Origin of the sequence: Streptomyces sp. CRCS-T-1 (genome assembly GCF_024442335.1) — a bacterium.
GTDB classification, from domain to species: Bacteria; Actinomycetota; Actinomycetes; order Streptomycetales; family Streptomycetaceae; genus Streptomyces; species Streptomyces koelreuteriae.
Genome location: NZ_CP101651.1, coordinates 8,514,296 through 8,526,030, shown reverse-complemented (window position 1 = coordinate 8,526,030; position 11,735 = coordinate 8,514,296). Strand labels below are relative to the sequence as shown.

The 11,735-nt window shown below is 72.0% G+C and carries 10 protein-coding genes; 2 read left to right on the top strand and 8 right to left on the bottom strand.

Annotation, left to right across the window (positions count from 1 at the left end):
* Position 1: 1 nt before the first annotated feature.
* The 4 genes from NNW99_RS38595 to NNW99_RS38580 form a co-directional block, all read right to left on the bottom strand.
* On the bottom strand, positions 2–1,936 hold the full coding sequence (locus NNW99_RS38595; protein WP_215124055.1) for a glycoside hydrolase family 127 protein: 1,935 nt from the start codon (positions 1,934–1,936) through the stop codon (positions 2–4).
* A 76-nt stretch (positions 1,937–2,012) separates the two neighbouring features.
* Positions 2,013–2,834: a carbohydrate ABC transporter permease gene (locus NNW99_RS38590; protein WP_215124615.1), complete on the bottom strand. Its 822-nt coding sequence runs from the start codon at positions 2,832–2,834 to the stop codon at positions 2,013–2,015.
* A gap of 31 nt (positions 2,835–2,865) precedes the next feature.
* On the bottom strand, positions 2,866–3,819 hold the full coding sequence (locus NNW99_RS38585; RefSeq protein ID WP_215124054.1) for a carbohydrate ABC transporter permease: 954 nt from the start codon (positions 3,817–3,819) through the stop codon (positions 2,866–2,868).
* A 52-nt stretch (positions 3,820–3,871) separates the two neighbouring features.
* The gene (locus NNW99_RS38580; protein ID WP_215124053.1) at positions 3,872–5,194 is read right to left on the bottom strand and encodes a sugar ABC transporter substrate-binding protein; all 1,323 of its coding nucleotides are present in this window, start codon (positions 5,192–5,194) and stop codon (positions 3,872–3,874) included.
* A 267-nt stretch (positions 5,195–5,461) separates the two neighbouring features.
* On the opposite strand from NNW99_RS38580, the gene NNW99_RS38575 reads away from it, so the two are divergent.
* The gene (locus tag NNW99_RS38575) at positions 5,462–6,493 is read left to right on the top strand and encodes a LacI family DNA-binding transcriptional regulator (protein WP_215124052.1); all 1,032 of its coding nucleotides are present in this window, start codon (positions 5,462–5,464) and stop codon (positions 6,491–6,493) included.
* Between the two features lie 21 nt (positions 6,494–6,514).
* Here NNW99_RS38575 and NNW99_RS38570 read toward each other — a convergent pair whose 3' ends face one another.
* Positions 6,515–7,756, bottom strand: a complete 1,242-nt coding sequence (locus NNW99_RS38570) for a glycosyltransferase (RefSeq protein WP_251058052.1) — start codon at positions 7,754–7,756, stop codon at positions 6,515–6,517.
* A gap of 102 nt (positions 7,757–7,858) precedes the next feature.
* Positions 7,859–9,361, bottom strand: coding sequence for a HEAT repeat domain-containing protein (locus NNW99_RS38565; RefSeq protein ID WP_215124051.1), 1,503 nt, complete (start codon positions 9,359–9,361; stop codon positions 7,859–7,861).
* 143 nt (positions 9,362–9,504) lie between these two features.
* Between NNW99_RS38565 and NNW99_RS38560 the strand changes: the two genes are divergently transcribed.
* Positions 9,505–9,759 carry an EF-hand domain-containing protein gene (locus NNW99_RS38560; RefSeq protein ID WP_215124050.1) on the top strand — a complete coding sequence of 85 codons (255 nt, stop codon included), beginning with the start codon at positions 9,505–9,507 and terminating at the stop codon, positions 9,757–9,759.
* Positions 9,760–9,916: 157 nt separating this feature from the next.
* Here NNW99_RS38560 and NNW99_RS38555 read toward each other — a convergent pair whose 3' ends face one another.
* Positions 9,917–10,924 (bottom strand): serine protease, encoded by a 1,008-nt coding sequence (locus NNW99_RS38555; protein ID WP_215124049.1) that lies wholly within the window; start codon positions 10,922–10,924, stop codon positions 9,917–9,919.
* A gap of 224 nt (positions 10,925–11,148) precedes the next feature.
* Positions 11,149–11,625, bottom strand: a complete 477-nt coding sequence (locus NNW99_RS38550) for an SRPBCC family protein (RefSeq protein WP_215124048.1) — start codon at positions 11,623–11,625, stop codon at positions 11,149–11,151.
* Positions 11,626–11,735 lie beyond the last annotated feature (110 nt).

Genomic DNA, 11,735 nt, shown 5'->3' with positions numbered 1-11,735 from the left:
GCTACCTCTCGGTGGGCGTTGTCGGGGGCGGGGTCGTCGGCAGCCAGACGCGCATGGTCGAGGGGCCGCGGTTCGCCCAGGAGTGGTAGGGGACGAGGCTGATCGCCTCGGGGTCGGCCGTGGGTGCGGTGGCTTCGTCCACCGGCCGGTACGGCCAGGCGGTGTCATGTGGTTCGGCGAGTTCACCGGGCGCGAGGACCGTGCCGTCCGGCCCGTCCTCCGGTGCGGCGGACGGGTCCACGCGGAGCGCGTCGACGTCGTGTCCGTCCGGTAGGTCGGTGGATTCGGCGCAGTAGACGAGGGGGCCGCGTTGGACGGCCACCGTGCCGCGTGTCGCGTCGATGCGGGAGTCGGAACGGATCCAGCGCGGGGTGACGGGCAGTTCGAGGCGTATCTCGTCGCCGGGGCGGAAGACGCGGGTGAGCTGCACCGTGCCCGTTGCGACCGTACGGCGATTGCCGTCCGGGTCGACCAGCGAGGCCGTCTCCCCGGCCGTCCACGCGGGGACGCGCAGGGACAGGGTCCAGGGGCGGGCCGGGGAGCGGCTGATCCGCACGGCCACGGTCCCGTCGGACGGGTAGTCGGTACGGACCCGCAGCGCCACGCCCTGGCCGTCGCCCAGGGAGGTGGCGAGTTCCGCGTCGGCGTACTGGTGCAGTTGCAGGCCGTCGTCGTCCGCCGTCGCCAGGTACGCCGGGAGCTGGGCGAGGGTGCGCGCCACGTTGGTCGGGCAGCACGACACCGCGAACCAGGGGGCGCGCAGGCCCGAGTCGGCGCGCGGGCTGACGCGGTCCGCCGGGGGCACGGTGCCCCGGTGACGGCGGTGCAGGGTGTTGGCGTAGAAGAAAGACCGGCCGTCCTCGGACGGGGAGGCGGCGATCACGTTGAACAGGGTCCGTTCGGCCAGGTCGGCGAAGCGCGGCTCGCCGGTGGCCAGCAGCAGCCGCCAGGCGAGCATCACGGAGGCGACACCGGCGCAGGTCTCCGAGTAGGCGCGGTCCGGTGGCAGCACGAAGTCGTCGCCGAAGGCCTCGTCACGGTGGTGCGAGCCCATCCCGCCGGTCAGATAGGTCCGCCGGGCGACCGTCGCCTCCCACTGCCGTACGACGGCGGCGAGCAGCTCGTCGTCCCCGGTCTCCACGGCCACGTCGACCGCCCCGGCCGCGAGGTAGAGGGCGCGCACGGCGTGGCCGCGCAGGGCGGTGGCCCGGCGTACGGGCAGGTCGTCCTGGAAGTAGGCGCGGCCGAACTCGATGTCGGCCAGACGGCCGTGGCCGCGCCGGTCGAGGAACAGGGCGGCCTGGTCGAGGTAGCGCTGCTCCCCTGTGAGCCTGGCGAGTTCCACCAGGGCCGTCTCGATCTCCGGGTGCCCGCAGACGCCCTGGTTGCCGCCCGGTCCGAAGGCTGTGCAGAGGTGATCGGCGGCCCGCCGGGCGATCTTCGTCAGCTCGCCCTCGCCCCGGGCGCGGGCCTGGGCCACACCCGCCTGGATGAGGTGCCCATGGCAGTAGAGTTCGTGGCCCCATTCGAGGTCGCTGTAGCGGGGCTGCTGGCCAGGGTGGCCGAAGGCGGTGTTCAGATAGCCGTCCGGGTGCTGGGCGGGGGCGATGACATCGGTGAGCGCGGCGACGTCCCCGTCGTACGAAGGACCCGCCCAGGCCATGGCCTCCAGGAGCTTGTAGATCTCGGAGTCGGCGAACTCCCGGCCGCGCCGGTCGGTGTGGATCCGGCCCTCGGCGGCGGCCCGGAAGTTGCCGGTCCAGCCCTCGCGTTCCATCCAGTCGCGGCAGTGGCCGAGCGTCGCGGTCGCGTTGATGTGGCGGCGCCGGGCCCAGAAGCCGCCGGTGATCCGGACCTCGTCCAGGCCGAGCGGGCGCAGCCGGCCCCGGGTCGGCGCCACCGGCAGCACGAGCGGGCGTGCCGTGTTCTCCGTCACCAGTCCATGCCTTCGTCCACGTCCTTCCGGTGGTCCGTCTGGTCCGTCTGGTCTGTCGAAAGGGCTCTGCGGTGGCTCAGCCCTTGAGGGCGCCGGACATGAAGCCCCTGATGTAGTGCCGTTGCAGCAGCAGGAAGAGCAGCAGACAGGGCACGGCCAGGACCACCACGCCCGCCTCGGTGGCGCCGTAGTCGACGGCGCCCATGCTCTGCTGGCGCAGGTTCGCGACGGCCAGGGGCAGCGGTGCCTTCTCGCTGTCGGAGATGAGGATCAGGGGTGCGATGAAGTCGTTCCAGGCGGCGAGGAACGCGAACAGTCCCACGGTGATCAGCCCCGGCCGCACCGCGGGCAGAAGCACCCGGCGCAGGGCGCCCGCGGTGCCGCAGCCGTCGACGAGGGCCGACTCCTCCAGTTCGCGGGGCACCGCCTCGAAGGAGATCCGCATCATGAAGGTGGCGAACGGCAGTTGGAACATCGCCAGGACGAGGCTCAGCCCGATCAGCGAGTTCTGCAGATGGAGCCGGCCCAGCAGGACGTAGAGCGGGATGAGGAGGGTGGCGTAGGGGACCATGAGGATGGCCAGGGTCAGCAGGAACAGCAGGTTCTTGCCGGGGAAGTCGAAGCGGGCGAAGGCATAGCCGCCCAGCAGGGACACCCCGAGGGTCAGGGCGACGGTCAGTGCCGAGACGACCGTGCTGTTGAGCAGGTATCGCCACAGGCCGGCGTCGTACTCCAGCAGTGTCCGGTAGTTGCCGAGGCCGTAGCCGGACTGCTGGGCGGTGCCGGGCTGGCCGCTCACCGACGCCCAGGCGTTCCACAGCAGAGGAAAGAGGAAGATGACGGCCAGGGAGCCGGCGACGACGTAGTGGGGCGTCCGGCCCAGGGCGCGGGTGAGCACCGGGGTGTCCCTTCTCATGAGGCGGCGGGTGTCATGACTCGTCGGCGCGGCGCAGGCCCCGGAACTGCAGGGCGTTCAGCAGGAGCAGCGCGGCCAGCACGAGGTTCGAAAGGGCCGCCGCGGTACCGAGGTTCAGCCGCTGGAACGCCTCCCGGTAGATCAGCTGGACGACGGTGACCGTGCTGTTGTCCGGGCCGCCCTTGGTGAGGATGAAGAACTGGTCGAAGGCGAGCAGGGAGCCGGTCACGCACAGCAGCAGGCACAGCGCGAGGGAGGGCCGCAGCAGCGGCAGGGTGATGGAGCGGAAGATCTGGGCGCGGCTCGCGCCGTCCATCCGTGCCGCCTCGTACACCTCGTGCGGGATGCGCTGCAGGCCCACGAGCAGGATCAGCATGTAGAAGCCGGCGAACTTCCAGACGATCAGGAACACCGTCGACCACAGGGCCGACGTCGGTGAGCCGAGGAAGGACACCGGGTCGTCGACGAGGCCGAGGCCTTCGAGGATGCGGCTGAGCGGGCCGGTGGTCGGGCTGTACAGGCCCCAGAACAGCAGGGACGCGGAGGCCAGTCCGAGGGCGCCGGGCAGGAAGTAGACCGTGCGGAAGAAGCCCGCGCCCGGGCGGGACTCCTGCACCAGCAGGGCCAGGAGCAGCGCCAGGGCGAGCAGGACGACCGTGACGATCACGGTGTAGAGGAGGGTGAAGCGGATCGCCGGCCAGAACAGGGTGCTGTCGGTGATGTCGGAGTAGTTCTCGGGCGCGTTGACTCCCCGGTCTCCCCCGAGCAGCGGCCAGTCGCTGAGCGACATCTGACCGACCAGCAGCAGGGGCAGCAGGAAGAAGACCGTGACGAACACCGCCGTGGGGGCCGCGTAGGCCAGGCCTTTGGCCTTGCGGGAGCGCCAGCGGGGCGGGGGTGTGCCGCCCCGCGGCTGCGGCGAGGTCACGTGCGCGGCCGTCGCCCGGACTGCCACTTTCACCGGCATGGCTCTCCTTGGCCGTAGGACGTCATGGCCTTAGGTCGTCGGGAGGGTCGGTTCAGTCGGCCAGTGAGGCGGTGACGGCGTCGTTGTCCTTCTCGACCGACTTGCCGTCGCCGAAGACGGCGTGGCGCATCAGCTCCAGCCAGGGCCCGTTGGGGTCGTTGAAGGTCTGGCCGAACTTCATCGCGTACGGGGTGCGGCCCTCGGCGACAAGTTCGTTGATGGTGACCAGGCGTGGGTCGGCCTCGGAGTGCTTGTTGGACGCGAGGTCGGTGCGGGCCACCACGTCCTTGTGCGCGGCGACCACGTCGACCTGTGCCTTGTCTCCGAGGGACCAGGCGAGGAAGTTCCAGGCCTGGTCGGCGGACTCGCTGGTGGCGGAGATGCCGATGGCGTCGCCGCCGACGAAGGTGGACTTGCCGCCGTCGGGACCGGGGATGGGCGCCACGCCGAGGTCGAGGTCCTTGGGCATCAGCCCGAGCGTGGTCGACGGCATGGGCATCACGCCGACCTTGCCCTTGGGGAAGATGCCGGTCCAGGTCGTGCCCGTCTCCTCGCGGGCGCCGGGCGCCACGATGTCGTCCCGCACCCAGCCTCGGTAGGTGTCGTAGACCTTCTTCGAGGCGGTGGAGGCGAGATTCGCCTCGGTGCCCTCCTCGTTGAGGACGTCCTCCCCCGCCGCCCAGACGGACGGCCACCAGGTGAAGACGCCGCAGCCGCCGCAGTTGCCGCCGAAGAAGGTGCCGTCGACACCGCCGCCGAGCGCGTCCACGGCCCGGGCCTGCCGGTCCCACTCGCGCAGAGTGGTGGGCGGCTTCTCGGGGTCGAGCTTCGCCTTGCGGTAGAGCTCCTTGTTGTAGAAGAGCACCGACAGGTCGAGGGTGTGCGGGACGACGTACTTCTTGTCCTCGTACGTGCCGGCCTTGATGTGGGACTGGGCCAGGTGCTCGGCGAAGGGCAGGGCGTCGACGCGTTCGGTGAGGTCGGCGAAGAGGCCGCTGGAGGTGTAGTTGGGCACGAACACGACGTCGGAGGCGAACAGGTCGGGCAGGTCGCGGGAGCCGGCCGCCGCGCCGACCTTGGCCTGGTAGTCGTCGGTGGGGACGACGGTCAGCTCGATCTTGTTCTTGTGGCTCGCGTTGTAGGCCTTGACCAGGGCCTCGCTCTGCGGCCGGGTCGCCGCCCGCGTCCACATCGTCAGTTCGGTGCCGTCGTCGACGCCGCCGGCGCTCGCCGCCCTGTCCCCTCCCCCGCCGGAGCCGTCGTTGTCCGAGCCGCATGCGGTGACCAGGCTCGCGGTGGCGAGCAGGGCGATGGCACCTGTGACGAGGCGGCGTCTGTGTCCACGCGGTCCGGCCGTGCTCCCCGTGCTCCCCATGGTCGATTCCCCTTGTGTCGCGGCGGGCCGTGCGCGGGCCTGCCGGTCGGGACAATGATGTGGTGGCACTGAACTGAGTGGCGGAAACGGGCCGAAAAGGCTTTCTGAGACGCTAAGGACGCATCCCACTACCCGTCAATCCCCTTGCGTGAAGCGGTTTCTGAGTTGAACTCGAAAACGCGGACCAGCACAGGACCGAAAATTTCCGCGTACTGTTCGGGGTGCCCTCGACGGCGTCGGCAGACGACGCGAGACAGGAGAAGACCCATGGCACAGGCCACCGGCCCCTCGCGTTCGCAGCCCGCCACCCTCAGCGATGTCGCCCGGCTGGCGGGCGTGTCGATCGCCACGGCGTCCAAGGCCCTCAACGGCCGCAGCCAGGTGCGGGCGGAGACCAGGACACGCGTGATCGAGGCGGCCGAGCGCCTCGCGTTCCGTCCCAATCAGGTGGCCCGGGGGCTGCTGGCCGGCCGGACGGGCACCGTGGGTCTGCTGACCAGCGACCTGGAGGGCCGGTTCAGCATCCCGATACTGATGGGCGCCGAGGACGCGTTCGGAGCGGGCGAGGTCGCGGTGTTCCTGTGCGATGCCCGCGGGGACGCGATCCGCGAGCAGCACCATGTCCGCGCGCTGCTGGGCCGCCGGGTCGACGGTCTCATCGTGGTCGGCAGCCGGACCGACCCGCGTCCGTCCCTGGGACGGGAGTTGCCGGTCCCCGTGGTATACGCGTACGCGCCGTCGGAGAATCCGGAGGATCTGTCCATCGTCCCGGACAGCGTCGGCGCGGGCCGGATCGCCGTGGAGCACCTGCTGGCCTGCGGCCGCACCCGGATCGCGCACATCACCGGCGACCCCGGGTACGCCGCGGCGCAGGAGCGTGCCGAGGGTGCCCGGGCCGCGCTAGGCGGCGCGGGGCTGACCCTGGTGGGCGAGCCGCGGTTCGGGGCTTGGTCGGAGGGCTGGGGGCGGGCTGCCACAGCGATGCTGCTGGACCAGCACCCGGAGGTGGACGCGGTGCTGTGCGGCAGCGACCAGATCGCCCGGGGCGTCATCGACGTGCTGCGCGAGCGCGGGCGGCGGGTGCCGGAGGATGTGGCGGTCATGGGCTTCGACAACTGGCGGGTCCTGACGTCCGCGTCCCGCCCACCGCTGACCAGTGTCGACATGAACCTCGAACAGGTCGGACGGGCCGCCGCGCACGCCCTGTTCACGGCGATCTCCGGCGGTACGCGTCGCTCCGGGATCGAGACCCTGCCCTGCCGGGTGGTGATCAGGGGGTCGACAGTGCCGCTGTCATGAGTCGCGGCGCCCGGTCGCGGCTCACTTCGCGAGTCGGTCGAGTGCCGCCAGGACGGGTGCCACACCGTCCTCCTCGGCCAGGCGGCGCGCCACGTCCTGGGCACGGTCGCGGTGCGCCGGGTCGCCCACGGCCCGGCGCAGGGCGGGGGCGAGCGCGCCGGCGGTGAGGCGGCGCAGCGGGACGGCGCAGGGGGCGGTGCCCAGCGCGACGAGACGGGCCGCCCAGAAACCGGCGTCGAACTGCACCGGCACCGGCACGGCCGGGACACCCGCGCGCAGGACGGCGGCGGTGGTCCCGGCTCCGGCATGGTGGACGACGGCGGCCGTCCGGGGAAAGAGCGACGCGTGCGGCACATCGCCGACGGTGATCATGTCGTCGGTGCGGGCGGCCAGGCCCGCCCAGCCCTGCTGGATGATGCCGCGCAGTCCGGCCGCGCGCAGGGCGCGCACGATCTCGCCGCTCAGGCGCTCCGGGTCCGGCACGGTGGCGCTGCCCAGACCGACGAAGACGGGGGCGGGCCCGGCGGCGAGGAACTCCTCCACCTCCGGGGGCAGGGTCCGGGTGTCGTACGGCCACCAGTACCCGGCGATCTCCAGCCCGGGCCGCCAGTCCCGTGGCCGGGGCACGACCGCCTCGCTGAAGCCGTGCAGCACCGGCCAGCGCGCCCGCTCATGGGCCCGGCGGATCGCGGTGAGGCCGGGGAGGGTCATGCCGTGCCGGGTGTGCAGTCGGCGCAGGGCCCGGGTGAAGACCTGGTCGACGGCGGTGGTGACGGCCAGTCCGCCCAGGTGGTTGCCCACGGTGCCGAGGGAGCGTCCGCCGAGCATGGGTGCCCCGAACTCCCTTGTCGGGTGCTGGGGTTGGAGGAACAGTCCGAGGCTGGGCAGGGTCAGGCCCTCGGCGATGGCGCGGCCCAGGGGGGCCACGGCTCCGGCGGCCAGCACGGCGTCGGCGCCTCGTGCCGCCCGGACGAGGTCGTCGGTCATCTCCTCGGCCGCCGACCGGGCCATCGAGACGACGCGCAGCAGTTTGCCGAGCCCCGTGGTGCTGGTGTGCAGGCCGCGGCCGCGCTCGGAGTGCAACTCGGCGTGCGGGTCGACCGGGGTCGGGTGGAAGCGCACCCCGGAGCCGGCGGTCAGCGGCTCGAACAGGGCGTGGGTGACGAGCGTGACCTCGTGCCCGCCGCGCGCCAGCGCCGCGCCCAACCCGGTGTACGGCGCTACGTCGCCGCGCGATCCCGCCGTCATGATCACCAGCCGCACGGGATCCAGTGTGGCCCGGCGGGGCGGATGGCACACTGCGTACGGCGGCAGGGGTCCGAGAATCGCCGGTGCGAGGGATGCGCGGAGTGACGGGGTGCTGGTTCAGGGCTGTGGGCCGGAGCCCAGCGTCTCGACGAGTCTGGTGGCGGCCTGGCGCAGCCGTGGGGACGCGTCCGCGGTGAGGGCGGTGAGCCGGGTGTGCGCCTCCTCGCTTCCGGGTGGCAGCGCCCCGGTCGCCGTCACCCGGCGTTCGAGACCGAGGACGGCCTCGTAGCGGACCGCTTCGTGCGGGTCGTCCAGGCCGCGCAGGAAGCGTCGGACGTCGTGGCGGGTGTGCTCGTCGGTCCCGTCGGTGTCGTCGTCCGTGGCGAGGAGCGAGAGGGCCGCGGCCCGGACCTCGGCGGACGGGGCTTCGTCCGCGAGGCGCCGTACGGCGGGCAGGGCCTGGGTGAGGCCGTCGAGGGCGTTGCGGGTGCGCCAGGTGTGCTTCCCGCCGGCCTCCAGTCGCTCGACCAGGGCCCAGGCCACGGGGTGGCGCTCCCAGAGGCGGAGCCCGTTGTCGACGAGTGCGTCCAGTCCGTCGATCACGCCCGCGCGTATGTCGTCGTCGGGATCGTCCAGGAGCGACAGCAGGAGCCACACGGCGTCCCATCGGGCCCCGGCTCCTACGGCTGTGGCCGCCGCGGCCCGAGTGCGGGCGGGGTACGTCTCGTCGGTCAGGGCCGTGCGCAGGTGCGCGGCGGCCGTTCCCGTGTCCACAGCGCCCAGGGCATGCGCGGCGGACGCTCCGGCCTGGGGATCGCGCAGCCACCGCACCGCCGGTCCGATCACCCGCTCGTCGCCGAGCCGTCCGAGGCCGCACAGCAGCCGTGCGGCGGCCTCGGGATCCCGCTCGGTCCGTAGTGCCACGGCCAGTGCGTCCTGTGTCCACGGCGCTGGCATGTCGAACAGCCGCCGGGCCACGGCGATGCGCACCTCGGGGGACGGGTCGCCGAGGCCCGTGAGCAAGGAGTCCAGGAGCTGCTCGGAGCAGCCCTTCGGCAGCGCGTCCAGGGCCCCCGCGCGGGCGGCGCCCGCGCCCTGCCGGGCGGTGCGGATCACTGCCGCCCGCACCGCCGCGTCGTCCTTCCACCGGTACACCAGGGTCCGGGCCCGTCCCCACACGGCGGGGTCCGGGTCGCCGAGCAGCCCGACCAGGGCCGTGGCATCCCCAGGTGCGCCCAGTGCGGCCAGCCCTTCCAGGGCGTTGATCCGCACGTGGTGTTCCGGGTCGGACAGCCTCCGTGCGAAGGCCTCCGTGACCACAGGTCCCCGGAGTCCCAGCCGGGTGGCGGCGACCGACGCCCTGCGCCGTACGCCCGGGTTCTCGTCGTCCATGAGCAGGGGCAGCACCTCACCGCCCGCCCCGGGGACACCGAGTCGGCCCAGGGCCAGGGCGGCGGCCGCGCGCACCGAGGGGGCGGGGTCGTCGGCCGCGGCGACGAGGACGCGAACGTATGCGGCCCCGCCCGTCCTCCCCAGCCCTTTCACCGCCGCCGTGCGCCGCTCCGGGTCCGCCGCCGCCGTCTCACGCAGGAAGAACGCGATCTGCTGGTCCGCCCCCATGGACACCTCCGAGGAGGAAGACCTGCGAGCGGGACAATGGTTGTGGTGCCGGTCGCGGGGCAACCCGGTCACCCCGCGAGGCGTCCTCCCCGGTGAGCGGGATTGGATTCGCCGGCCTGCCCGACTTGTGGATGGGGACAAGGATGAGTGACAAGGCCCGCAGACTGTTCGAGGCCCTAGACCTCGACCATGACGGGGTTCTCACCCGGGTGGAGGTCATCGTCGCTCTGCGGACGAACGGACCGTCTCTGGCGGCCTCCGGCGTCCTGCCGTTCTGGGGAGTGCAGGACGTCGACGCGTCCTCCGCGCTGTTCGACACCGCCGACCAGAACGGGGACGCGGTGCTGACCCTGGACGAGTTCACCGCGGTGGTGGACCGTCGGTTCGGCTGGAGCTGACAAGCACACTCGCCGAAGCGGTGCGGGAGTTCGACGACGTCGGGGGAACGCTCATGGCCGGTTTCGCTCGGGCGGGCTCCTGATACCGACGCCGGGAGCCGGGGCCTCCTCCCGCGGTTCGGCGGTGGAGGGCCCGGCTCCCGGCTGGTGCGGTGGTTCAGGACGACTGGGCGCTCTGGTACAGGTTCTGCGCGTCCGCGCCGAAGTACGGGCCGTACATGGCGTTCGGCAGGAAGTTGTACTTGAAGCTGTTCACCGAGGACTGCAGGCCGGTGCCGGAGGCCTCGTCGAACTGGGTGAACCACGGGCCTCCGCTGGAGCCTCCGGTCATGTTGCAGGTCAGACCGTGGTCGCTGGAGAACAGGAAGTCGCGGAAGGTGGTTCCGCTGCAGTAGATGAACTTCTCGCCGTCGTAGGGGGCGGCGGCCGGGAATCCGAAGGAGTACATGGGCTTGTTGTAGCCCGTGTTGAAGGCCAGCCCCTGGCCGCCGACGACATCGGTCAGGTTCTTTCCGTCCAGCGGGGCGACGACGGCCGCGCCGATGTCGTGGTTGATGTCCTCACTGGCCGTCCACTGCGGCGTGGACAGGGTCTTCGACGCGGCCCAGGTGCCGTACGGGCGCTGGCCGTCGTGATAGCCGGGCACGAACACCCAGTTGGTGTGCCAGGCCCCCTGCATCTTCACGCAGTGCCCGGCGGTGAGGACGGTGCTCTTGTTGGCGCTGGTGACGGCGTTGCCGGAGCAGGAGGCGGTGCGCCCCTGGTAGGTGAAGAACACCCGCCCCGCGGTCTTGACCACCGCTCCCCCGCCGGACCAGGGGCCGCCGCCGTGCGGGATGGCCAGGGGTCCGACGTCGGAGGCGGGTGCGCTGGGTGCCACGACGGTCGCCTTGCCCTTGCGCGGCGCGGGGGCCCGTACGTCGGAGGGGTCCACGGACAGGGTGTCGAGCGGGGTGGCCGCGCGCATCCGCTGCGGGGTCCAGAAGTCGAGGGCCCGTTCCTGCGCCGAGGGTGCCACGGCTCCGGGTTCGGGCGCGGCGCTCGCGGGTGCGGTGGTGACACCGGTCGCCAGGAGTGCGGCGATGCCGGCGAGTGTGCCGAGGACGGTGTGGCGAGCGCGGGTGGTGCCGCCGGACGGGCGAAGGCTGCGGGGTCTGCCTATCACGCGGTCTCCTTCTGCTGCGGGGGCCGGGCGGCGGGGAACCGTCCGCCCGGTCAGGCAGGGGTGTCACTGCGGACAGTCAGAGGGCAGCGTGCCACCAGGAGACCCAGATGGACAGGTGCATGTCATAACGATGGCCGAATCATCACCTTCTCTCCGCGTGCGCGGACACGGAAGGACCCGGCCTGCGCTGTGGAGGCCGGGTCCTTCGTGGCGGAGCGGGAAGGTCAGAGGGCGGGGCCGGCGCCGCCGGGCTGGATGCGGCCGCGCCAGGCGCCGGACTCGGTTCCGCGCTCCTCGATGAACTGCTTGAAGCGCTTCATGTCGCCCTTGACCCGGCGGTCGATCGTGCCCGTCATGTCCGCCGCCTTCTCCGCGGCTCCGCTGGGCTGGATGTCCATCACCAGCTCGACCCTGGTGTGGGTGTCGTCGACGCGCTCGAAGCGGACAGAGCCCCTCTGATCGACGTCACCGCTGGTCGTGCGCCAGGTGACGCGCTCGTCGGCCAGCTGGTCGACGATCTCGGTATCGAACTCGCGCCGCACCCCGCTGATCTTGGTTGTCCAGTGGTTGTGGCGGTCGTCCAGTTGCCTGACCTCCTCGACGCCCTCCATGAAGTTCGGGAACTCCTCGAACTGCGTCCACTGGTTGTAGGCGGTGTGGACGGGAACGTCGACTTCCACGGTTTCCTTGATGGTGCTCATCTCGGTATGCCTCCGTTCTCACTGGTCGACTGCAGGAGGCCCGTCGACCCGCTTCACCGGTCCGGGCCCGTGGCGGGGCGGGTACCCGAGATCTTGGGATTACCACACGG

Excerpts from the sequence above, each read along its gene's own strand:
- NNW99_RS38585 (WP_215124054.1), bottom strand. The coding sequence starts at position 3,819 with ATGCCGGTGAAAGTGGCAGTCCGGGCGACGGCCGCGCACGTGACCTCG.
- NNW99_RS38580 (WP_215124053.1), bottom strand. The coding sequence starts at position 5,194 with ATGGGGAGCACGGGGAGCACGGCCGGACCGCGTGGACACAGACGCCGC.
- NNW99_RS38575 (WP_215124052.1), top strand. The coding sequence starts at position 5,462 with ATGGCACAGGCCACCGGCCCCTCGCGTTCGCAGCCCGCCACCCTCAGC.
- NNW99_RS38565 (WP_215124051.1), bottom strand. The coding sequence starts at position 9,361 with ATGGGGGCGGACCAGCAGATCGCGTTCTTCCTGCGTGAGACGGCGGCG.
- NNW99_RS38560 (WP_215124050.1), top strand. The coding sequence starts at position 9,505 with ATGAGTGACAAGGCCCGCAGACTGTTCGAGGCCCTAGACCTCGACCAT.
- NNW99_RS38550 (WP_215124048.1), bottom strand. The coding sequence starts at position 11,625 with ATGAGCACCATCAAGGAAACCGTGGAAGTCGACGTTCCCGTCCACACC.